Source organism: Streptomyces sp. ATexAB-D23, assembly GCF_000373645.1.
Classification (GTDB): domain Bacteria; phylum Actinomycetota; class Actinomycetes; order Streptomycetales; family Streptomycetaceae; genus Streptomyces; species Streptomyces castrisilvae.
In genome coordinates this window covers 145136-166710 of sequence record NZ_KB892002.1, presented here as the reverse complement: position 1 = coordinate 166710, position 21575 = coordinate 145136, and the positions used below count along the sequence as shown (strand labels likewise).

Annotated in this window: 19 protein-coding genes; 15 read left to right on the top strand and 4 right to left on the bottom strand. The window is 71.0% G+C overall.

Features of this window, described 5'->3' with window-relative positions; genetic code table 11:
* Window positions 1–71: 71 nt before the first annotated feature.
* Entirely contained in the window at window positions 72–1547 is a 1476-nt protein-coding gene (locus B082_RS0103120; RefSeq protein WP_018550358.1) for a GntP family permease, read from the top strand.
* A gap of 15 nt (window positions 1548–1562) precedes the next feature.
* Here the strand turns inward: B082_RS0103120 and B082_RS37375 are convergent, their stop codons facing one another.
* Window positions 1563–3803 carry a serine/threonine-protein kinase gene (locus tag B082_RS37375; RefSeq protein ID WP_051094571.1) on the bottom strand — a complete coding sequence of 747 codons (2241 nt, stop codon included), beginning with the start codon at window positions 3801–3803 and terminating at the stop codon, window positions 1563–1565.
* 219 nt (window positions 3804–4022) lie between these two features.
* Complete coding sequence (locus B082_RS0103110) at window positions 4023–5693, bottom strand: chitinase (protein ID WP_018550357.1); 1671 nt, start codon at window positions 5691–5693, stop codon at window positions 4023–4025.
* Between the two features lie 491 nt (window positions 5694–6184).
* On the opposite strand from B082_RS0103110, the gene B082_RS0103105 reads away from it, so the two are divergent.
* From B082_RS0103105 to B082_RS0103040, 14 genes are all read left to right on the top strand, one after another.
* Window positions 6185–7021: a hypothetical protein gene (locus B082_RS0103105; protein WP_018550356.1), complete on the top strand. Its 837-nt coding sequence runs from the start codon at window positions 6185–6187 to the stop codon at window positions 7019–7021.
* 78 nt (window positions 7022–7099) lie between these two features.
* Complete coding sequence (gene cpaB / locus B082_RS0103100) at window positions 7100–7813, top strand: Flp pilus assembly protein CpaB (protein ID WP_018550355.1); 714 nt, start codon at window positions 7100–7102, stop codon at window positions 7811–7813.
* Window positions 7814–7820: 7 nt separating this feature from the next.
* Window positions 7821–9068 carry an AAA family ATPase gene (locus B082_RS0103095; RefSeq protein WP_018550354.1) on the top strand — a complete coding sequence of 416 codons (1248 nt, stop codon included), beginning with the start codon at window positions 7821–7823 and terminating at the stop codon, window positions 9066–9068.
* A 49-nt stretch (window positions 9069–9117) separates the two neighbouring features.
* A complete protein-coding gene (locus tag B082_RS0103090; RefSeq protein ID WP_018550353.1) occupies window positions 9118–9564 on the top strand; it encodes a TadE family protein in 447 nt (148 codons plus the stop codon).
* A complete protein-coding gene (locus B082_RS0103085; RefSeq protein ID WP_018550352.1) occupies window positions 9558–9953 on the top strand; it encodes a TadE/TadG family type IV pilus assembly protein in 396 nt (131 codons plus the stop codon). The genes B082_RS0103090 and B082_RS0103085 overlap by 7 nt, the downstream gene beginning before the upstream one ends.
* A gap of 45 nt (window positions 9954–9998) precedes the next feature.
* Window positions 9999–11339 (top strand): CpaF family protein, encoded by a 1341-nt coding sequence (locus B082_RS0103080; protein WP_018550351.1) that lies wholly within the window; start codon window positions 9999–10001, stop codon window positions 11337–11339.
* Window positions 11340–11384: 45 nt separating this feature from the next.
* Window positions 11385–12323 carry a type II secretion system F family protein gene (locus B082_RS0103075; RefSeq protein ID WP_018550350.1) on the top strand — a complete coding sequence of 313 codons (939 nt, stop codon included), beginning with the start codon at window positions 11385–11387 and terminating at the stop codon, window positions 12321–12323.
* 26 nt (window positions 12324–12349) lie between these two features.
* Entirely contained in the window at window positions 12350–13237 is an 888-nt protein-coding gene (locus tag B082_RS0103070; protein ID WP_018550349.1) for a DUF5936 domain-containing protein, read from the top strand.
* 49 nt (window positions 13238–13286) lie between these two features.
* On the top strand, window positions 13287–14609 hold the full coding sequence (locus B082_RS35515) for a sensor histidine kinase (protein WP_018550348.1): 1323 nt from the start codon (window positions 13287–13289) through the stop codon (window positions 14607–14609).
* Window positions 14610–14625: 16 nt separating this feature from the next.
* On the top strand, window positions 14626–15531 hold the full coding sequence (locus B082_RS0103060; protein ID WP_018550347.1) for a response regulator transcription factor: 906 nt from the start codon (window positions 14626–14628) through the stop codon (window positions 15529–15531).
* 170 nt (window positions 15532–15701) lie between these two features.
* The gene (locus B082_RS38625; RefSeq protein WP_018550346.1) at window positions 15702–15938 is read left to right on the top strand and encodes a hypothetical protein; all 237 of its coding nucleotides are present in this window, start codon (window positions 15702–15704) and stop codon (window positions 15936–15938) included.
* Complete coding sequence (locus tag B082_RS0103050; RefSeq protein WP_026249378.1) at window positions 15935–16570, top strand: pilus assembly protein TadG-related protein; 636 nt, start codon at window positions 15935–15937, stop codon at window positions 16568–16570. The genes B082_RS38625 and B082_RS0103050 overlap by 4 nt, the downstream gene beginning before the upstream one ends.
* A gap of 29 nt (window positions 16571–16599) precedes the next feature.
* Complete coding sequence (locus B082_RS0103045) at window positions 16600–17196, top strand: hypothetical protein (protein ID WP_026249377.1); 597 nt, start codon at window positions 16600–16602, stop codon at window positions 17194–17196.
* The gene (locus tag B082_RS0103040) at window positions 17196–17843 is read left to right on the top strand and encodes an OmpA family protein (RefSeq protein ID WP_018550343.1); all 648 of its coding nucleotides are present in this window, start codon (window positions 17196–17198) and stop codon (window positions 17841–17843) included. Before B082_RS0103045 ends, B082_RS0103040 begins: the two co-directional genes overlap by 1 nt.
* A gap of 44 nt (window positions 17844–17887) precedes the next feature.
* Here the strand turns inward: B082_RS0103040 and B082_RS0103035 are convergent, their stop codons facing one another.
* Both B082_RS0103035 and B082_RS0103030 read right to left on the bottom strand, forming a co-directional pair.
* Complete coding sequence (locus tag B082_RS0103035; protein WP_018550342.1) at window positions 17888–19447, bottom strand: FG-GAP repeat domain-containing protein; 1560 nt, start codon at window positions 19445–19447, stop codon at window positions 17888–17890.
* 238 nt (window positions 19448–19685) lie between these two features.
* Complete coding sequence (locus B082_RS0103030) at window positions 19686–21353, bottom strand: TlrC/CarA/OleB/SrmB family ABC-F type ribosomal protection protein (RefSeq protein ID WP_018550341.1); 1668 nt, start codon at window positions 21351–21353, stop codon at window positions 19686–19688.
* Window positions 21354–21575: the final 222 nt, after the last annotated feature.

Sequence of the window (21575 nt, the reverse complement as noted above, 5' to 3'; positions counted from 1 at the left end):
GCCGCACACGTCAACGGCGCCGTGCCGCGATCCCCCCTGCCCCAGAACCATGGACGACAACGGAGTTACCCATGCAGCTCGCCGCAGGCCCCACCCCGCCCGAGACGCCACCCCACACCGGTGGACTCCTCCTCCTGATCGACGGGACGGCCGGTCTGCTGACCGTCGCCGTTCTCGGGATCGCGCTCCTCCTCTACCTGATCATCAAGGTCAGGCTCCAGCCGTTCGTCGCGCTCCTCGCGGTGTCCATAGCCGTCGGCCTGGGCGCGGGCCTCTCCGTCACCGAACTCTTCGGCACGGTGCAGAAGTCCGCCGCCGTCTCCGTCATCGAATCCGGCATGGGCGGCATCCTCGGCCATGTCGCGATCATCATCGGCCTCGGCACGATGCTCGGCGCGATCCTGGAGGTCTCCGGCGGGGCCGAGGTGCTCAGCGCCCGGCTGCTGCGCCTCTTCGGTGAGAAGCGCGCCCCCCTCGCGATGGGCCTGACCGGTCTGATCTTCGGCATCCCGGTCTTCTTCGACGTCGGCATCTTCGTCCTCGCCCCGATCGTCTACGCCGCCGCCAAGAGGTCCGGAAAAACGATTCTGCTGTACTCGATGCCGCTGCTCGCCGGTCTGTCCATGACCCACGCGTTCCTGCCGCCGCACCCCGGCCCGGTCGCCGCCGCCGGTCTCTTCCACGTCTCGCTCGGCTGGGTCATCCTGATGGGCGCCCTCGTCGGCATCCCGTCCGTCCTCGCCGCCTGGGGTTACGCCGCCTGGATCGGGAAGCGGATCTTCGTGGACGTGCCGCAGGACATGGTCGAGGCCGCCGAGGAGGCGAAGGCAGCCGTCGTCGCCGAGCAGCGGGCCGCCGGGGTCACCCCGCACGAGGCACCGGTCGCTCTCTCCACCGTGCTGGCCATCATCGGCACCCCGCTGGTGCTGATCCTCGCCGCCACGTTCTCCTCCATCGCGCTCGACCTCTCGACACTCCGCTCGGTCATCGAGTTCTTCGGCAACCCGTTCGTCGCCCTGACGATCGCGCTGCTGCTCGCGTACTACCTGCTGGGCATCCGGCGCGGCTGGTCCCGCAAGTCCCTGGAGTCGGTGTCCACTTCGTCCCTGAAGCCGGTCGGCAACATCCTGCTGGTCGTCGGCGCGGGTGGCATCTTCGGCGCCGTGCTCAAGGGCAGCGGCATCGCGGACGCGCTCGCCGACACCTTCAACGACGTCGGGCTGCCCGTCATCCTGCTCGCCTGGCTGATCTCGGCCGTGCTGCGCATCGCCCAGGGCTCGGCGACCGTCGCCATCGTGACGACCGCCGGCATCGTGGTCCCGCTCGTGGAGAACCAGGACTTCTCGCAGCCGCACCTCGCGCTGATCATCATGGCGATCTCGGCGGGCTCGATCATCGCCTCGCACGTCAACGACGGCGGCTTCTGGATGGTGTCCAAGTACTTCGGCATCTCCGAACGCGACACCCTGAAGTCCTGGACCGTTCTGGAGACCGTGCTGTCCGTCGCCGGGTTCGCGGTCGCCGCGCTCCTCAGCCTGGTGATCTGACCGTACGCGGACGGCTCACGCGGCCGAGGCGCAGATGATGCTGCGGCCCTGGTTCACCTGCCAGTACCAGAAGCGTTCGCCGGGCCCCGAAGGGCAGGTCCAGTTCTGGCCCGCCTTCGGGGCCCGGTAGAAGCCGGTGATCCGCAGGATCGACTGGCCCGCCTTGGGCACCTTGGACGCGTTGCAGTTCCACACCACCGTCAGATCGGCGCTGGTGGCCCCGTTGACCTTCGCCGGGAAGCACTGGCCCGCCCGGTACACCCGGTCCAGGCACAGCGTGCGCACGACCCCGTCGTCGCCCGTCCTGCTCCACCAGGTGAAGCCCGCCCCGGTGTCGCAGGAGCTGGACGCGCCGGAGCGGGTGCTGACCCGGTTGACGTGCATGTACGCGTTCGAGGCGCCGCAACTCACCCGGATCGGGCGGCTCGCGCTCATGTTGTCGTACCCGTCGTTGTACACGTTGAGGCAGTCCCCGGCGTGCACGGCGGCGAAGGCCCGGTCGGTGGCGTCCATGGTGGGTTTCGGCTTCGGCGCCGGGGTCGTGGGGCGACGCGTGGGGGCCGGCGTCCGCTCCTCGGTGTCCGTGTCGCTGCCGCTGCCGCTGCCGCTGCCGCTGTCGTCGGAGTCGGAGGCGGAACCGGCTTCGGAGTCGGAGTCGGTGTCCGGGGCGGCGCCCGCCTTGTCGTCCCCGTGGGTGTCGAGATCGCTGCCGGAGGTGACGGAGCCGGACGCGGCGCTGCCGGACGCCGAGCCGCCGCCCGCCTTCTCCCAGGGCTGCCACGCCAGCAGCGCGATCACGGCGGCCACCACGAGCAGCCAGCCCAGGGCCGAGGCGGCGGCCGGTGAGCCGGTGCGCGGCGACGGGGCGCCGGGGCCCGGCGGGACGGGAGAAGCGGGCGCGGCGGTCCGGGCACGCGCGGCCTGCCGGTGTGCGGCCCGCTCCTGCTCGGCACGTCGCAGGGCGGCGGCGCGCTCCCGTTCGGCCCGTTCGCGCTCCACGCGCTCCCGTTCGGCGCGCTCCCGGTCCGCCCGTTCCTGGGCGGCGCGGGCCCGTTCGGCGCGCTCGGCCTCCCGGCGGGCCGCCTCGGCCCGCTCCCGCTCGGCCCGCTCCGCCTGCCGCTGGGCGAGGAGTTCGGCCTGCTCGCGCTCCGCCTCCTCGCGTTCGGCCTGCTCGGCGCGCTGGCGCGCGGCCAGTTCGGCGAGGGCGGCCATCTCGCGCCGGGTGCGGTCGCGCGCGGCCCTCGCCCGCCGCTCCGGTGAGTGGACGAGCGTCGGGGGCGGCTGCGCGGCGGGCCGGGTGCGCTGGACGAGGGTCGGGGCGGCGCCCGCCGGGTCCGTGGAGCGGCCACCGGCCCACTCGCGCCCCTGGGCGGCGTACGCGTCGATCAGTCCCGTCCAGCGCGGCGGCAGCCAGCGGGTGCCGCTCGTCGTCGCCGGCAGCCCGGCCTGCTGCCGGCGGAAGCGGGCCAGCAGCTCGGCGGGGGCCGGCCGGTGGCGCGGCTGGACGGCCAGGCAGGGCCGGATCGTCTGGGCGAGCTCCTTCGGCAGGCCCGCCAGGTCGAGCTGGCCGCGCTGCACACGGGCCAGCAGGCGCAGGGTGTCGCCGTCGGTGCGGTAGGGCGGGCGGCCGGTCGCGAGCAGGAACAGCGTGGCGCCCAGCGAGTACACGTCGGACGCGGCCGTGGACTCCTCGCCGCGCGCCTGCTCGGGCGAGGTGAAGGCGATCGTGCCGAGCGTGAGGTTGGTGAGGGTGAGGTCGCCGGCGTGCGAGATGCCGAAGTCGATGACCCGGGGCCCGTCCAGCGGCAGCAGCACGTTCTGCGGCTTGACGTCGCGGTGGACGATCCCCGCCTCGTGCAGGGTGACCAGGGCCTGCGCGGTGCCGGCCGCGATCCACCGTACGGCCGAGGCCGGCAGCACCCCGCAGGAGCGCACCAGTTCGGAGAGCGGGGGCGCCGCGATGTAGTCGATGGCCATCCAGGGCCACCGGGCGTCCGGGTCGGCGTCCCGTACGCGCGCCGTGAACGCGCTGTCCACCCGCTGGGCGAGCGCCACCTCGCGGGCGAAGCGCCGCCGGTCGGTCTCGCCGACCCGGCCCTCGGCCGGCAGCGTCTTCACGGCGACCAGGCCGCGGCCGCCGCCGCGGGCCAGATAGATCCGGCCCATGCCCCCGGACGCCAGACGCCCCAGCAGCCGGTAGGGCCCGAGCGTCACCGGGTCGTCGCCGCCCAGCGCATCGATCCGCGCCCCGGCCATGTCACTCCCCCTGTCGCCCCCAGCACCGCGCCCCCCAACGGTGCCACGCGCGGGTGCGGACATCCATGCGGTTGGGCAACACACGTACAGGACTGTTGCGTTACCGGTATCGAAGCCGCCCGCGCGCACCCGCCCGGAACGCAGCAGCGCCGCCGGGGGAGCGGCGGCGCTGCTGGTCGGTGCTGCCGGCCGCGGGCCGGCAGGGGTGACAGGTGGTGGTTACGGCAGCCCGTGGACGTGCGGGGCGACCGCGTTCGACCAGGCGTTGCCGGACGAGGCGTCCCAGTTGGTCGACCAGGTCATCGCGCCGCGCACACCCGGGTACGTCTTCGACGGCTTGAAGGTGCCGCAGCTGGTGCCCTTGGCCAGGCAGTCCAGGGCCGCGTTCACGACCGACGGGGAGACGTAGCCGCTGCCCGCGCCGCTGGTGGAGGCGGGGACACCGAGGCCGACCTGCGACGGGTCGAGGCCGCCTTCGAGCTGGATGCAGGCGAGCGCGGTGAGGAAGTCCACCGAGCCCTGCGAGTAGACCTTGCCGTCGCAGCCGAGCATCGAACCGCTGTTGTAGTACTGCATGTTGACGACGGTCAGGATGTCCTTGATGTTGAGCGCCGTCTTGAAGTACTCGCCCGCGGTGGACTGCATGTCGATGGTCTGCGGGGCCATCGTGATGACGAGGCCGGAGCCCGCCTTCTGCGACAGCGAACGCAGCGCCTTCGTCATGTACGTGGAGTTGAGGCCGTTCTCCAGGTCGATGTCGACGCCGTTGAAGCCGTACTCCTGGATGAGCGAGTAGAGCGAGTCGGCGAAGTTGGCCGCGGACGCGTCACTGTTGACCGAGACCGAGCCCTTCTCGCCGCCGACCGAGATGATGACGTTCTTGCCGGCCGCCTGCTTCGCCTTGATGTCGGCCTTGAACTGGTCGACGGTGTAGCCGTTCAGGCCCGCCGAGTCCAGGTTGAAGGTGACGGCGCCGGGCGTGGCCGTGGCGTCGGCGAAGGAGACCGCGATGATGTCGTAGTTCGCGGGCACGTCGCTGAGCTTCTGGACGGCCGCGCCGTTGTTGAAGTTCTGCCAGTAGCCGGTGACCGCGTGCTTGGGCACGGAGGTGCCGGGGTTCGGGTTGCCCGTCCCGGAGGTGGCCGTACGGCCGCTGACCGCGGCGGACTTGACGGACTCGCCGGCCGCGTTGGTGGCGGTCACCGCGAACTGGTAGGCCGTGTCGGCGGAGAGGCCGGTGACGGTCGCCGAGGTGCCGGTGGAGGTGGTGGCCTTCACGCCGTCCTTGTAGACGGTGTAGCCGGTCGCGCCGGACACCGCGTTCCAGGACAGGGCGATGGAGGACGAGGTGGTCGAGCCGACCGCGAGCCCGGCGGGGGCCCCGGGGATCGACGGACCGGGCTCCTCGGTACCGCCGCCGCCGTCCGGGCCGGTGACCGAGACGTCGTCGGCGAGGTAGGCGGCCTGCCCGTACCAGCCGTGCGTGTACACGGTGACCGACGTGGTGTTCGGGCCGGTCGTGAAGGAGGTGCTGAGCTGGGTCCAGCTGCTGGAGCCGGGGGACCAGGTCGACACGTCGGTGGTGCCGGTGCCGCTGGCGCCCAGGTAGGCGTATCCGCCCTGGACCCAGGAGCTGAGCTGGTACGTCGAGTCGGGCTTGACGGCCACGGTCTGCGAGCACTTGGCGTTGTCCTGGCCGGCCGGGGTCGCCTGGAGGGCCGAGGTGCCGCTGTGCACGGGGGAGGAGACGGTGGTGCCGGAGTTGCCGGTACACGTCCAGTTGGAGAGGCCCGACTCGAAGCCGGCGTTCTTGGCGACGTTGACGTCGGCGGCCTCGGCGCTGGTGACGAGCCCGGTCAGGGTCAGCGCGCCGGCGGCGACGACCGCCATGGCGGAGCCGAGTACCGGGCGGGTACGGCGTCTTCTGCGGCTCGGTGCGGGGGAACGATCCACTTGCTGCCTCCGGGGGGAGTCGGGGATGGCGGGTGGGGGCGACACGGGGGTGTCGGGGGTGTGGAATCGAGGAACGGTGGCCACCGCTGGGCGATAAACTGGTCCAGACCAATCAAGTTGTCAAGACCTCTGGCAGCGACCGGTCCCGGCCGGGCCGCCCGGCGGGCGCGCGGGAACCCCGCCGCAACCGCCGTACCGTGCGCAAACCAACACCCGTCCACTTGGCACGGTTTGCCGCGCCGACGCCCCGAGAAGACTTCATCAGCCGTGCCGTATCGACTTCTTGAAGGTGTTCTCTGCCCTGTCGTACGTGGATAAAGTGCTCAGGCGGGAGCATCCGAGCCGGAAGCACCCGGCAGGAGCGATTACGGCCGGCGGTACGCGGCGGCCCGAGGTGAACGGGGAACGGCGTGCCGACAGCAATAGCAGTGACCGGCCCCGGCCTCGTGCTGCCCCCGCAGGACCAGCAGACGCCCCCCGCCGTCGTCCTGCGCGCCCCCGGCGAACAGCCCCTCGACCAGGCGATCGGCGACATGCAGATCCTCCTGGAGCAGCACGGCTATGTCATCGCCGTCTACCCGGCCGGCATCCCCGCCGCGCACGAGCGCCGCCTGCACACCATTCGCTCCGTCCTGGAGAGCGACCGGATCGCGCTGATCAGATCGCCGCTGCCCCCGCTGGGCGTGGCCGTACTCGTGCGCCAGTTACGCCAGTTGTCCGTGTGCGACTTCAGCGCGGGCGTGATCGCCTCGGCCGCCCGGCTCCTCTCCCACTACATCCACGCCGGGGCGCTGCTCAACTCGGTGGCCAGGCTCGACCGGGTCCCGGTCACCCTCAAGGCGCACGCCAAGTCCTGGGTCCCCGGCTCGCAGTTCGGCGTGCTGGCCAACCCGGAACCCCAGCTGATCAGGGTCGGTACGGGCGAACTCGCCGGTCCCCGGTTCGCCACGCACCTCCTCTTCGCCCGGGGGCAGTCCCAGTCGGAGTGGGTGACGGGAACCCTCGCCCCCGGCTGGCAGGTGCAGGCGGTCCACGAGGCCGCGCTGCCCGAGGAGTCGCCCGGCTGGTGGGGCACGTCGAAACTGATCGAATTCGCCGCCTTCCTGCCCGACATCTCGCTGATCTACCAGCTGGTCTCCTCGGTGCGCAGAGAGGTGTGCGCCTGGTGCGGCAACGAACTCATCGGTGACCGCTGCGGCCTGTGCAACGCCCCGCTGAAACCGCCCGAGACCCGGTCGAACGGTGCCGTCGTCCTGAGGTCATGACGGCCGGCGCCGGCCCGTCCCCGTACCGCCCTGTTCCCCGCCCGTCGGCCCACACATCCCAACGAGGTTGCTCCGCCCATGAATTCACGGCAACGCCGCGGCGTCATCCTGCTCCTCCTGTCGGTCCTGTGCGCCTTCGGGGCGTTCGCCGGTGTGCTCTCGGTGATCAGTGACGTGAACTCCAAGGTCGGGCCAGAGGTGACCGCCTACCGGGTCAAATCCACGATCACGCCCTACAAGCCCCTGGAAGCAAGCCAGTTCGAGAAGATCAGGATGCCCAGGCGCTGGCTCTCCAAGAACGCCGTCACCGACCTCTCCGCCCTCCGCGGCAAGATCGCGGTCACCGAACTCCACACCGGCTCGCTGCTCCAGGACGACATGCTCGTCGACCGGCCCCAGCTCAAGGACGGGCAGCAGGAGATAGCCATCATGATCGACGCCGCGACCGGCGTCGCCGGCAAGATCAGGCCGGGCAACCTGGTCAACATCTACGCCACGTTCGCCGGCCGCACCGAGAAGGAGAAGTCGACCTCCCGCGTCATCGTCGCCAACGCCAAGGTCATCGACGTCGGCCGGCTGACCTCGCTGGAACCCAAGCCGGAGGACCGCGGCGACGGCCCCACCGAGGCGGTCCCGATCACCTTCGCCCTGAACACCACCGACGCCCAGCGCGTCGCCTACGCGGAGTCCTTCGCCGAGCACGTCCGCCTCGCCCTGCTCCCCGCCGACAGTCCCACCACGCTCCGGCCTGGCGAGGGCAGCTACAACCTCGACGAAGACAAGAACAAGTGAGGACCGGATGAGCACACGCATCCTCCCGGCGGTCGGCGACGCCGACGCCGCCCGAGCCGTCACGACGCTGCTCAGCCAGCTGCCCGACGCGGAGCCGGCCGCGCCGCTCGGCGACTCGACCTCACTGCTCGACACGCTGGCCCAGCTCGCCGCCGAGTCCCTGGACGAACTGCCCGAGGTGGTCCTCGTCCACGAACGGATCGGCCCGGTCCCGGCCCTGGAACTGATCCGGGAGGTGGCCCTGCGCTTCCCCGCGGTCGGGGTTGTCCTCGTCACCGCCGACGCGAGCCCCGGGCTCTACTCGGCCGCCATGGACGCCGGCGCCCGCGGTCTGGCCGGCCTGCCCCTCTCGTACGAGGAGCTGGCGCAGCGCGTCCAGGGCGCCGCAGGCTGGTCCACCGGGGTCCGCCGCCACCTCGGCGCGGGCGCCGAGGTCCTCACCGGCCCCGGCGGCACCGTCGTCACGGTCAGCGGGGCGAAGGGTGGCGTCGGCGCCACCGTCACCGCCGTACAGCTGGCCCTCGCCGCCGCCGCGTCCGGCCACACGGTCGCCCTCGCCGACCTCGACCTCCAGTCGGGGGACGTCGCCTCCTACCTCGACGTGCAGTTCCGCCGCTCCATCGTCGACCTCTCCACCATCCAGGACATCTCGCCGCGCGTCCTCCAGGACGCCCTGTTCAACCACGACACCGGCCTCGCCCTGCTGCTCGCCCCGGGCGAGGGGGAGCGCGGCGAGGACGTCAGCGACCGCGTCGTACGCCAGACCGTCAGCGCCCTGCGGCACCGCTACGAGATCGTCGTCATCGACTGCGGTACGCACATGAACTCGGCCAACGCGGCGGCCATCGAGATGGCCGACCACACCCTGCTGGTCACCACCCCGGACGTGATCACCGTCCGCGCCGCCAAGCGGATGGTCCGCCTCTGGGACCGGCTCCAGGTCCGCAAGGCCGAGGAGACCGTCACCGTCGTCAACCGCCACACCCGCAGCACCGAGATCCAGCCCGCCCTGATCGAGAAGATCACCGCCACCCGGGTCGCCCGGATCGCGGTCCCCGCCAACTTCAAGGAGCTCCAGGCGGTGGTCGACGCGGGCCGCCTCCAGGACCTGGACGCCAAATCCACCGTGAAACAGGCCCTGTGGGGGCTGGCCGGAGATCTCGGTCTGGTCAAGAACGCGGAAGGAGCCGCCCGAGGGGGCAGGTTGAAGGGGGACCGCGCCTCGGCCGGCGGCCGGCGGGGACGTACCAAGTGAACGCGCGACGACCGGACGGACCGGGGCGACCGAGGGGGACCGTCGCATCATGAACCTCTTACGAGCGGACCGGCGGCGACGGCCCGGAGCGGGCGGCGCCCGCACCGCGGCCCTTCGCGACGGCCGGGCCGACCGGGGCCAGACCGCGATCGAGTTCGTCGGCACCCTGCCGCTGATCCTGATCACCCTGGCGCTGCTCTGGCAGGCCGCGATGGTCTGCTACACGTACATCCTGGCGGGGAACGCGGCGGACAAGGCGGTCAGGGCCGCGGCGGTCACGGAGGGCAGCCAGCGGGCGGCCTGCGAGCGGGCCGTGCGCGAGGACGTGCCCAGCGGCTGGACCACCCGGGTGGAGCGCTGCGGTGAACCGTCCAGCGAACTGGTCACCGTCCGGGTGAGGCTCGACGTGCCGATGCTGTTCCCCGGCGCCTTCGACCTGCCCTGGCACGCGACGGGCGAGGCCAAGGCCCGCAACGAGAGGCGGGACGCGTGGTGAGGCGCGGGCCGGCCCCTTCCCGGCGGCGCGGCCGGCCCGCCGCGTCCCGGGAGCGCGGCCAGGCCGCCATCGAGTACGTGGGCGTCCTCACCCTGCTCCTCGTCGTCGCGCTGGCCGTGGTCCAGCTCGGCATCGCCGTGTACGCGGCCCAGCAGGCGGGTACGGCGGCCCGGACGGCCGCCAGGGTCGCCTCGACCGACCACCAGGAGCACCGGGCGGGCGCGGTGGCCCGGGACTCCATGAGCGGCTGGCTGGCCGACGGGGCCGAGGCGTCCACGACGCGGGGCGCCGGCTCCCTGACGGTCACCGTGCGCGTCTCCATCCCCAGCCTGCTGCCGATGTTCTCCTTCGGCTCCGTCGAGAAGAGCGCCACCATGCCGACCGACTGACCCATAGCCCACACAGCGCCGAGAAGAACCGAGGGAGTTGAGCACATGAGCCTGCGGGCGCGTATCACCAGTCCCGAGCCGGCGAACGGGATGAGCGAGGAGAGCCGGCTGGTCGGGGTCTACCGCGCCAAGCTCCTGGAGGAGATCGACCTCGCGGAGATGTCCGCCCTCGCGGCGGCCGAGCGCAGAGCGCGGCTCGAACGCGTCCTCGGCCACATCATCAGCCGCGAGGGCCCCGTCCTGTCCTCCGTGGAGCGCTCGCACCTCATCCGGCGCGTCGTGGACGAGGCGCTCGGCCTCGGCATCCTCGAACCGCTCCTCGAAGACGCCTCCATCAGCGAGATCATGGTCAACGGCCCCGAACAGGTCTACGTGGAGCGCGGCGGACGCCTCGAACTCCTCCCGATGCGCTTCTCCTCCACCGAGCAGCTGATGCAGACCATCGAACGCATCGTCTCCACGGTCAACCGCCGTGTGGACGAGGCGAACCCGATGGTCGACGCCCGGCTGCCGTCCGGCGAGCGCGTCAACGTGATCATCCCGCCGCTCTCCCTCTCGGGCCCCATCCTCACCATCCGGCGCTTCCCGAGGGCCTTCACGCTCCAGGAGATGATCTCCCTCGGCTCGCTGGACGAGCACATGCTGATCCTGCTCGCCGGTTTCGTCCGCGCCAAGTTCAACGTGATCGTCTCCGGGGCCACCGGCACCGGCAAGACCACCCTGCTCAACGCCCTGTCCGGGCTCATCCCGGACGGCGAGCGCATCGTGACCATCGAGGACTCCGCCGAACTCCAGCTCCAGCAGTCCCACGTGATCACGCTGGAGAGCCGCCCCTCCAACGTGGAGGGCAAGGGCCGCATCACCATCCGCGACCTCGTCCGCAACTCGCTGCGCATGCGGCCCGACCGCATCATCGTCGGTGAGGTCAGGGGCGGCGAGACGCTCGACATGCTCCAGGCCATGTCCACCGGCCACGACGGCTCGCTCGCCACCGTCCACGCGAACAGCGCGGAGGACGCGCTGATGCGGTTGCAGACCCTCAGCTCCATGTCCGAGGTCGAGATCCCGTTCGCCGCGATCCACGACCAGATCAACAGCGCCGTCGACGTGATCGTCCAGCTGACCCGGCACGGCGACGGCTCCCGCCGCATCACCGAGATCGCCGTGGTCGACTCGCACGGCCGCGAGGACTACCGCATCGTCTCCGTCTGCCGCTTCAACGCCCTCCCGATGGCGGCGGACGGGCGCGTGTACGGCCGCTTCGACTACTTCCCGGTGCCGCGCCGCGTCGCCGAACGCTTCCACATGACCAACGAGACCGTCCCGCCGGCCTTCGGCGTCGCCCAGGCCGACGAACAACTCCTCGTACGCACCTCCACCGCCTGAGCCCGCCCGCCCCCCTGCCCGCCGCTCACCCAGAAGGCCCCCGACATGGACAACCTCCCGCTCCTGACGGTCGGTGTCACCCTGCTCGCCTGTCTGCTCGCCGTCATCGGCCTGCACAGCTACTCCACGGGCAGGGAACAACGGCAGGCGCTGATCGACCGCATGTCCCAGACCGGGCAGCCGGCCGTGGAGGGCCGCGTCCGGCGCTTCCGGGCGATCGACCGGCGGCTGCGCAGGACAGGCCTGGGCAAGCGCATCGAACGCAAGATCGCGGTGACCGGCCTCGACCTCACCCCCGGCGAGTACGCCGTCTACGTCGTGGCAGCCCTGCTCGCGATCTACTTCGTCATGGACTCCGTCTTCGCGTCGTTCTTCGGCTTCGTCGCCGTACTCATCGGCCTGTGGGGCGGCAACGCCTTCCTCAACTGGCAGCGCGCCAAACGCACCGAGGCGTTCATCAACCAGCTCCCCGAACTGACCCGCGTCCTCGCCAACGCCACCCAGGCGGGCCTGGCCCTGCGCACGGCCATCGGCATGGCGGTCGAGGAACTGGACGACCCGGCCCACGCCGAGCTGCGCCGGGTGGCCGACCGGCTGGCCGTCGGCCACTCCCTGGACGACGCCCTGAACGAACTCGTGGAACGGCTGCCCTCCCGCGAACTGACCGTCCTGGTCTCCACCCTCATCCTCTCCAACCGGACGGGCGGCTCGATCGTCTCCTCGCTGCGCAACCTCACGGGCACGCTGGAGGAGCGCAAGGAGACCAGGCGCGAGGTCACCACCCTGCTGTCCCAGGTCAAGGTGACCGCCGTCGCCGTCCCCGTCCTCGGTCTGGCCTTCCTGCTCGTCGTGAACGGAATGCGCGCGGGCGCCCTCGACGACATGGCCGCCGCCACCCCGGGCCGGATCGCCATCGTGATCGCGGCGGGCCTGTACGCCCTCGGCTTCTTCCTGATCAACCGCCTGACCCGCGTCCGTATCTGACGGCCGGAGGAGAGAGGAGCACAGAGATGGAACTACTGCTCGCGGCCGTCATCGGACTCGCCGTCCTCGGCGCCTTCCAGGGCATCCGCATGTACCGCGCCGACGCCAAACTCCCCGGCGACCTGGCCATCGCCCTGGAGGTCGGCGCCAGCCGCACCAGCGCCGCCGGCTCGGCCATCGACCGGCTGGGCATGCCGTACGCCCCCCGCGTCCTGTCGATGATGGGCCCCAGACGCGTCGACCGGATCCGCCGCAAGCTGGACATGGCGGGCAACCCCCGGGGCCTCACCGTCGACCGGTACGCCGCCCGGCGCGCCGTCTACGGCGGCCTCGGCATCCTGGCCGCCCTGGCGATGCTGATGAACGGGCAGGTCGTCCTGGCGATCATCCTGCTCGTCTACGGCCTCTTCTGGACGGACGTGATCATCCGGGCGGCCATCAGCCGGCGCAAGGACGACATCGACCGGACCCTGCCCGACTTCCTCGACGTCCTCGCGGTCGTCGTCTCCGCCGGCCTCGGCTTCCGACAGGCGCTGGAGCGGGTGGCGGACAAGTACACCGGCCCCTGGTCCGACGAGCTGCGGATCACCCTGCGCCAGATGGACATGGGCGTCAGCAGGCGCGACGCCTTCGACCAGCTCCGCAAGCGCAACGAGTCCGAACAGGTCTCCATGTTCGTCTCCGCCCTCCAGCAGGGCGAGGAACTCGGCGCGCCCATCGTCGAGACCCTCATCCAGATCGCCAACGACATGCGGCGCACCGACGCCCAGAACGCCCGCCGCAGGGCGTCCAAGGCCGTCCCCAAGGCCACGCTCATCGTCACCAGCTTCATGCTCCCGGGAACGATGATCCTGATCGCGGTCGGCTTCTACTACGCGGCGAACGTCGACATCAACGAGATCTTCGGCAGCTGACGCCCACGGGCGCGCCACCGCGACCCCCGCGAGGAGGTGAAGACAGACCATGGCCCCACGACCGGCCGGCCCCGCCCTGACCGGCGGCCCCGACGCGACGACACCGGCGAGCGCACCCGGCCATGTGCCGCCGCTGCCCATCCAGGTGAACGCCCTCCAGGCCCTGTGCCGCCAGCTCTTCGGCTTCCGGCTCGCCATGACCGCGCTGGCCGCCCCCTTCGCCCTCTCCGGGGTCCACGACGAGCTGGGCAGCTGGCTGGTGGGGGCGGCGGTCCTCGTCACCGTCATGGTGTCCTACGTGCTGATGCGGGACTGGGAGCGCTTCGGCCCGTTCCTCCTGCGCCACCCCTCGCTCCTCGCCGCCGACATGCTGTTCGGCGCGCTGCTGCTGTTCGCCGCCAGCCCCGGCTCGACCCTCTCGTACGTCACGGTCTGCACCCCGCTCCTCGCGGGCCTCGTCTACAGCTGGCGGGGCGGCGCCGTCTTCGCCGCGCTCCAGACCCTGCTGCTGGCCGCCGCCTACGGCATCAGCGAACAGGACGAGGCCGACGCCACCGCGCTCCTCATGGTGGGGCTCTGCATCATCGCCGGCGCGGTCGGCGCCACGCTCAGGGGCCTGCTGCTGAGGTTCGGCGCCGCGTCCCAGGCGCTGACCGAGACCCGGGCGCGGCTCGCCGTCAGCAGGGCGGTGGAGGCGGAGCGGGCCCGGCTCGCCCGCGAGATGCACGACTCCGTCGCCAAGACCCTGCACGGCCTGGCCCTGGCCGCCGACGGCCTGGCGAGCACCGCCGACCGCATGGACCCGGCGGCCGTCAGACGCCGGGCGGAACTGGTCGCCCGCTCCGCCCGCCGGGCCGCCGCCGAATCCCGGGAACTCCTCTCGGACCTGCGCCGCGATTCGGGCCTGGACGACGGCATCGACCTCATCGGCGAACTGGCAGCCCGCACCGCCGACTTCGAACGCCGCACCGGCGTCCGGGCCGTCTTCCGCCGCCTCGGCGACGACCGGGTGCCGCCCGTACCCCACGCCGTCGCCCGGCACGCCCTGACCATCGCCACCGAAGCCATGGAGAACGCCCGCCGCCACGCCCGCGCCTCCCTGGTGGACGTCTCCGCCGGCCTGGTCCGCGACGTGGTGCGGATCAGCGTGTACGACGACGGCGACGGCCTGCCCCCGGGCACCACCCTGGCCGCCCTGCGCAGGGCCGGCCACTTCGGCCTCGTCGGCATGGTCGAACGGGCCGCCTCCATCGGGGCCCGCATACGGATCGGCCGGGGCGGGGCGTCCCGGGGCACGGAGGTCCGCCTCGACCTGTCCCTCGCCGCGATGGACCTCACGCGTGCGCCGGCCCCCACCGTCCCCGTTCCCTGAGAGAGGAGGCCCTGTCGTGCCGGACGACATACCCGACGGCCCTTACGGCTCCGGGGAGCAGCGGCCACCGCAGCCGCCCGCCCCGGCCTTCCCCGCCCCCGCCGCCACTGCGCTGCGGGTCCTGGTCGCCGACGACAACCCCGTCGTACGGGCCGGCCTGACGGCGCTCCTGCACGGTCGCGGCGGCATCGTCGTGGTCGCGGAGGCGGGCGACGGCCGTCAGGCGTACGAGAAGGCGGTACGGCACCGACCGGACGTCGTCCTGCTCGATGTGCGCATGCCCGGGGTCGACGGCATCTCGGCCCTGCCGCACCTGGTGCGCCTGGCACCGGTGCTGATGATGACCTACAGCAGCGAGAGCGCCGTCGTCCGTCAGGCGCTGCGCCTGGGCGCCGGGGGCTATCTGGTGCACGGCGAGTTCACGGCGGCCGAACTGGTGGCCGCGGTCCGGGACACGGCGGAGGGACGGGCCCGCTTCACCCACTCGGCGAGCGGCGCGCTGCTGGAGTCCCTGCGGGAGCGGGCCGCCCCGGAGGACGAGGTGGCGCCACCGCTGCCGGACGGGCTGGGGACGGTGTGCCCGGGGGCGGCGGCCCGTTGCCCTGCGGAACCGTACAGTGACGTCCCGTCCCCGCGAAATGCCCCGCCCACGGGGCCATTTGTGGGACATTCAACGTCGAGGTCTTCTGCTCCGGCCGCCCGGAGCGTGTTGTCGGAGCTGAGTGAGCGGGAGGTGGAGGTGATGGATCTGATCGCGTCGGGCATGTCCAATCAGCAGATCGCCGCCGCCTGTTTCATCAGTCAGAAGACGGTGAAGAACCACATCAACCGCATCTTCACCAAGCTGAATGTCGGCAGCCGCGGCGAGGCGATCGCCCTATGGCACCGCAGGCCGCCGGGGGGACCGGCACGGCATGGCTGAAAGCGGAACGCCACCTGGCACGCAACGGCGCAAGTGGGCCCGGAGTTGGGCCCTGAGGCCCATGATGAGGGGTGTTGTACCGACGTACGTTGCTCACGTCGGAGGCACGCGGACTCACGGATCAGCGTCGACCGGTTCTCGGTCGGTCGAACTCGGAGGGGGACATCGTCATGAAGGACATCGCGCTCAAGGCCGCCGTGAGCACACAGCTTTATGTGAACCGATGGGCGAACACCACCGCCCATCACATGAAGCGCCGCAAGGACAGGGGCCAGGGGGCGATCGAGTATGTCGGCATCACGATTCTGGTGGTGGCGATCGTGATTGCGCTGATGAACACTGGTATGGGGAAGACGATCGCCACGAAGTTCAAGGCGAAGGTCGACTCGGTTCTGAATCACAAGTGAGGCGTAGGTGCCGCGAGTCAGGCCAGGCAGCGCCGCTCTACATTACAGCGGTCGCCGGTTTGCTTCTACTTGCGTTGGTTCTCTTCGCTTTTGGTGAGGCTGACGTGCAGCGCAATGGTGCTCAGAGCGCGGCCGACGCCGCTGCGCTGGCGGCAGCTAAGGAATCGCGCAGCCTGCTCGAATCGGATCTGAAGGCGCACCTCGCCGACCCCGAATACTTCGACTCTGTGTTCAACACGTCCTTCTCCGGAGGCCCCGGCAACGCCTGCGCGAAGGCGTCCGCCTTCGCCGCTCTGAACAAGGCAGGTGATGTTCAATGCCGACCGCTGTCCGACGGCAGATGGGGCTACGAGGTCCGTCTGAAGTCAGGCAAGGGCATGAGCACGAACATCGTTCCGGGTACAGAGGGCAAGAAGGCGGAAGCTGACGCGGTGGCCGTGGTCGAACCGCGCTGCACGTTCGTCCCGACCCCCGACAGCGATCCCGACCCGGACGCAGAGCCGAATGCGGCAACCGTGTCGATCGGCAAGGTTCGCTGTGACCGCGGTCCGGACTGGGCGGTCGACCCTGAGGCTCTGGCGCTCGTGCCCGACATGGCCGACCTCTTCACCGTACGCCTGGCCGAAGACTGACTGAGACTGACCGCAAAGGATAGGGATCGATGACTACTCGGTACGTGAGGAACGTGCGTCGGACGGGTGCCACCGCACTCTTGGTTGCGACGTTGGCCTTCTCCGCAACCGCGTGCGGTGGCAACGGCGATGGCGGTGCCCAGGGCAAGGGGGAATCAAGCTCCGCAGCGTCATCCAGTGCGGAAAAGGAGAAGAGCGCATCTGGCGATACCACTTCGGAAACCAGCACGGTTCTGGCGACCGTCAAGGGCGGGATGGGTATCGATATGGTCGTCCACACAGCGAAGCGTGATCAGGGCGGTTTCCTCACGCTTACCGGCGAGTTCAAGAACACGTCCGGCAGCCGTGTAGTCACGCCAGTCGAGTGGAGCGGTAGTGAGGAATCGGTGCTCGCGACTGGCCCCTCTCTGGCAGCGATGACACTGGTCGATTCTCAAGCGAAGAAGCGCTATTACGTGCTCCGTGACACCGACGACCGTCCTCTGACCACAACGAGCTATGACTCCGGAATCGACGCAGGCAAAAGCCTGCCCTTCTTCGCGCAGTTTCCGGCGCCGGCTCAGACGACCACCGAGGTGAGCGTTGAGTTCCCGGGCTTCAGCGCCGCGTCGATTGAGATCTCCTAATGACCGCCCGCATCACTGTTACCGCGCGGGCCCGGGCCCAGGTGGCGACAACCCTTCTCGCCGGGGTGGTCGTCCTGGGAGTCATCGGGGCCCCCCAGGCCTTCGCCGACGACAGCCCCTACCCCTCCGCCTCCGCGGAACCCCCGGTCGAAATCGACCCGAAGGACACCGACCTCAAGCTCCCCGAAGGCGCCACCCTCGCCCCGCCCAAAGTCCTCGACATCAAGTCCGTCATCGAGGATCTCGGCGGCGAGGAGCGGCGTGAGGACACCAACGCGGACATCAAGTTCGCGCTCCAGGCCGAGGTTCTCTTCGGCAAGGACAGCGCCAAGCTGAGTGCCGAGGCCAACGGGCGGATCAACGCCATTGCCGAGGAGATCAAGAAGCAGGACGCCTCTAAGGTGCGGGTGTTCGGGTTCACCGACAACCTGGGCTCGTCCGAGCACGGTGACATGCTCTCCAAGAAGCGCGCCGAGGCCGTGCACAACGTGCTGGACGAGGCGCTGAGCGGCAGCGGGATCACGTTCGAGATCCGGGGCTACGGCGAGGACTACCCGATCGCCAGCAACGACGACGAGCAGGGCCGCAGGAAGAACCGGCGCGTGGAGGTCTCCTTCCAGCGCGGGGAGAGCGGCGCACAGAGCTGACCGGTACCGCGCGGCGGCGGCCGGATGCCGCCGCCGCGCGGGGATCAGTACAGGCCGTCGTAGATGTTGAAGCCGTAGCCGATCTGCACGCGCTTCGTGAGCAGGCCCGTCCCGGTGGACGTGTAGCGGTACAGGTCGCCGTAGCCGTTGACGCCGATCAGGTCGGCCCTGCCGTCACCGTTGATGTCGCCGGGCGCGGCGAACTTGTTGTAGATGTCGAAGCCGTAGCCGATCTTGACGCGTGCCTTCAGCGGCGCGGTCGCGCTGCCCGTGCCCTCGTACAGGTACAGCGTGCCGTCCTTGGCGACGGCCACCACGTCGGTCCGGCCGTCGCCGGTGAGGTCGCCGGCGCCGACGATGTGGCGGTACGTCCCGTAGCCGTAGCCGACCTTGATCTTGGCCTCGAACTCGGTGAGGCCGTTGCCCTGGTACAGGTACAGGTCGCCCTTGGCGTCGCGGGCCAGCAGGTCGCCCTTGCCGTCGCCGCTCAGGTCACCCGGGCCGATCAGGTCGTCGTAGACGCCCCAGTCGCCGCCGAAGTGGTGGTTCCCGATGTACAGCTGACCGTCCTGCACCCAGAGGGGCTCGGCCAGGCCGTCGACGTCGAGGGAGGAGACGACCCTCATCAGTCCCGGCTCGACGATGTTGCGGAGCGCGCGAGGGTAGAACTGGCCGTTGTTCTTGGAGTCGTACCACCACCAGCGGCCGTCGGTGGTGGTGCCCACAGCCTGGTGCTTGCCGAAGTCCGGGTTGCCGCCCCCGCCGACGAACAGGGCGGCCTTCTGCCATCCGAAGGCATCGGCGGTCCGCGTCCGGAACGTGCCGGCGCCGGTGGACCGGTAGAGGTACGTGTCACCGTTCGGCTTGCGGCCCATGAGGTCGCCGTAGCCGTCCCCGTTGAGGTCGTCGACACCCACGAGCTGGTTGTAGGTGTCGAAGCCGTAGCCGATCTTCTTGGGTGCTTTGAAGGGCTTCGCCGGGTCGCCGGTACCGGCGAAGAAGTACAGGTCGCCCTCGGTGGTGCGGGTGACGACATCGCCCAACCCGTCGCCGTTGGCATCGTTGAGGCCGACGATCTGGTCGTACGTCTCCCAGCCCGAGGCCACCTTGACGGCGGGTGCGAAGGGCTCGCCCTCGATGGTGCCGGTGGAGGCGTGGAGGTAGACGTCGCCGGAGGGCGTGCGCGCGATCAGGTCACCCAGGCCGTCGCCGGTCAGGTCGCCGGGGGAGAGGATCTTGTTGTACTTCTGCCAGCCGTCACCGGACCAGGTGGGAGGGGAGGTCCTCTCTTCGCCCGCGCTCGGGTACAGCGTGAGCGTGCCCGTCGCCGACAGCGTGAGGATCTCGGGCGGGCCGTCCCCGTTGAGGTCGCCCGGCGCGATGACGTCCTTGTACATCTCCCGGAGGTCGGTGGCAGGGAGCCAGTACTGGTAGTCCGGGGTGTACGGCCCCGCCTTGACGTACAGGTAGCCGTCCAGGCCCCGGTAGATGAGGTCGCTGTCGCCGTTGCCGTTCAAGTCCAGGCGCGGCTTCGCCCCGACGGCGGCCTTCGGGGCGTCGGCGCCCTTCACCTCGTCGGCCGAGGCCGGAGCCGCCAGCAGCATGCCGGCGGAGAGAACGAGTGCGGTGCAGGCCGCGATCCGTCTCGCGCGCTTCGAGCGCGCGAGACCGGAACGGCCGGATATCAAGGAAGACAAAGCCCCCCCAGGGGTTCTCCACGAGTGTCCACCAGCGAGACAGAAGTGGTTCAGGAGTGAATCAGCTGGTGTTCATATGACCCACGCCCGCCCTCTTTGGAGGGGGAGGATTCAAGCCGCGCGCGTGGGCCTGTATCAGCCATGTTCACCCGGCGTCCGTATCCCGCACCACCCGCCCCTCGCACATGTCCAGCCGCCGCCCGGTGAACCGGTCGCGCATCCGGCGGTCGTGGGTGACGACGACCACCGCGCCCCGGTACCCGGCCAGGGCCCCTTCCAGCTCCTCGACCAGCGCCGGGGACAGGTGGTTGGTCGGCTCGTCCAGCAGCAGCAGGTCGACTGGTTCGCCGACCAGGCGGGCCAGTTCGATCCGGCGGCGCTGCCCGTAGGACAGCTCGCCCACCTTGAGGCGCAGGTCGGCGGGGCTGAACAGGCCGAAGGACAACAGTTGTACGGTGTGCTCCTCCAGGTCCCCGCCGCGCCCGTGGGCGTACGCCTGCGCCACCGTCAGGCCGGCCGGCCACGGCGTCTCCTCCTGCCGCAGATGCCCCACCCGGACCCGCGTGTGCACCGTCCCGTCGTCGGGGAGCAGCTCACCCGCGAGCACCCGCATCAGCGTCGACTTGCCGGCCCCGTTGGGCCCTGTGACGAGGAGGCGTTCCGCGCCGCCGATACGCAGCGCGGGCACGGAGAGCCGGCCGCCGACCCGTACGCCGTCCAGCTCCGCGGCGGCCCGGGGCGCGGCGTCCTCCACGGCGTCCCCCACGGCGTCCTCCGCGGTGGCCACCCGGGCGGCGAACACCAGCGGATCGGGCGGCGGCGCGACCGGGCTCTGGGTCAGCCGTTCGACGCGCTCCTTCGCGTTGCGGATACGGACCATCGCCCCGTGCCCCCGGCCCCGCGCCCGGAAACCGCCGTGCCCGAACACGCTGAGCGGCACCTTGCGCGGGATCGCGTCCAGGCGGGCCACGTTGGAGGCGGCCAGCTCCCGGCTGCGGGCCAGCTCGGCGCACCAGTCCGCGTACTCCCGCAGCCGGCGCCGCCGGTCGGCGGCCTTGGCGGCGAGGTAGCCCTCGTAGCCGTTCCCGTACCGCGTGACCCGGCCCTCGGCGACCTCCAGGATCGTGGTGGTCACCCGCTCCAGGAACACCCGGTCGTGGGTGACCGCGAGCACCGTGCCGCGGTGCGCCCGCAGATGGGCCTCCAGCCAGGCCACCGCCCGGTCGTCCAGGTCGTTGGTCGGCTCGTCCAGCAGGAGCAGTTCCGGCCGGGACGCCAGCGTCGCCGCCAGGGCGAGACGGGACCGCTCGCCGCCCGACAGCGTGGACAGGGCCCGGTCGCGCGCCAGGCCCGGCAGGCCGAGCCCGTGCAGGGCGATGTCCACCCGGGCGTCGGCCTCGTAACCGGCCCGTGCCTCGTACCGGGCGACCAGCCCGGCGTAATGCTCCAGCGCGGCGGTCTGTTCCGCCCCCGCAGGGCCCCCGAGCGCGGCCTCCGCCCGGCGCATCCGGGCCTCCAGCGCGCGCAGATCGGCGAGCGCCGCGTCCACCGCGTCCTGGACGGTGGCCCCGGGCGGCAGGGCCAGTGACTGGGCGAGATACCCCACCCCGCCCGGCGCGACCACGGTCAGCTCACCGTTGTCGGGCCGGTCCCGCTCCGCGACGAGCCGGAGCAGGGTGGATTTCCCGGCCCCGTTGTCGCCGATGACGCCCGCCCTCTCACCGGGCCTGACGCTGAAGGTGACGTCGTCCAGCACGACCTTGTCGTCGTAGCGGCGGGTGACGTTCTGAAGAGATAGCTGTGCGGTGTGCATGAAGAGCCCCCTGTTCCCGGCCCGGCCCGAGCCGATCGGCACGCGGACGCACGGGTGCGTGATTGAACGCACGGATGCGTGAGCGCACGAACGTGTGGATGCGCGGATGTGCGCGAGGAAGCGCGCCTACGGAGCCGAGCTCAACGCAGGCGCACGGGGAATGTCACAGGGAACCCATGCACACCAAGGTAGGAGGAGGGCTGTGCGGCCGCAAGCCATTTC

Bases quoted from the DNA above. Each gene is read 5' to 3' on its own strand.
- B082_RS0103120 (WP_018550358.1), top strand. From the start codon at position 72: ATGCAGCTCGCCGCAGGCCCCACCCCGCCCGAGACGCCACCCCACACC.
- B082_RS37375 (WP_051094571.1), bottom strand. From the start codon at position 3,803: ATGGCCGGGGCGCGGATCGATGCGCTGGGCGGCGACGACCCGGTGACG.
- B082_RS0103110 (WP_018550357.1), bottom strand. From the start codon at position 5,693: ATGGCGGTCGTCGCCGCCGGCGCGCTGACCCTGACCGGGCTCGTCACC.
- cpaB (WP_018550355.1), top strand. From the start codon at position 7,100: ATGAATTCACGGCAACGCCGCGGCGTCATCCTGCTCCTCCTGTCGGTC.
- B082_RS0103095 (WP_018550354.1), top strand. From the start codon at position 7,821: ATGAGCACACGCATCCTCCCGGCGGTCGGCGACGCCGACGCCGCCCGA.
- B082_RS0103090 (WP_018550353.1), top strand. From the start codon at position 9,118: ATGAACCTCTTACGAGCGGACCGGCGGCGACGGCCCGGAGCGGGCGGC.
- B082_RS0103080 (WP_018550351.1), top strand. From the start codon at position 9,999: ATGAGCCTGCGGGCGCGTATCACCAGTCCCGAGCCGGCGAACGGGATG.
- B082_RS0103075 (WP_018550350.1), top strand. From the start codon at position 11,385: ATGGACAACCTCCCGCTCCTGACGGTCGGTGTCACCCTGCTCGCCTGT.
- B082_RS0103070 (WP_018550349.1), top strand. From the start codon at position 12,350: ATGGAACTACTGCTCGCGGCCGTCATCGGACTCGCCGTCCTCGGCGCC.
- B082_RS35515 (WP_018550348.1), top strand. From the start codon at position 13,287: ATGGCCCCACGACCGGCCGGCCCCGCCCTGACCGGCGGCCCCGACGCG.
- B082_RS38625 (WP_018550346.1), top strand. From the start codon at position 15,702: ATGAAGGACATCGCGCTCAAGGCCGCCGTGAGCACACAGCTTTATGTG.
- B082_RS0103045 (WP_026249377.1), top strand. From the start codon at position 16,600: ATGACTACTCGGTACGTGAGGAACGTGCGTCGGACGGGTGCCACCGCA.
- B082_RS0103040 (WP_018550343.1), top strand. From the start codon at position 17,196: ATGACCGCCCGCATCACTGTTACCGCGCGGGCCCGGGCCCAGGTGGCG.
- B082_RS0103035 (WP_018550342.1), bottom strand. From the start codon at position 19,447: ATGCTGCTGGCGGCTCCGGCCTCGGCCGACGAGGTGAAGGGCGCCGAC.
- B082_RS0103030 (WP_018550341.1), bottom strand. From the start codon at position 21,353: ATGCACACCGCACAGCTATCTCTTCAGAACGTCACCCGCCGCTACGAC.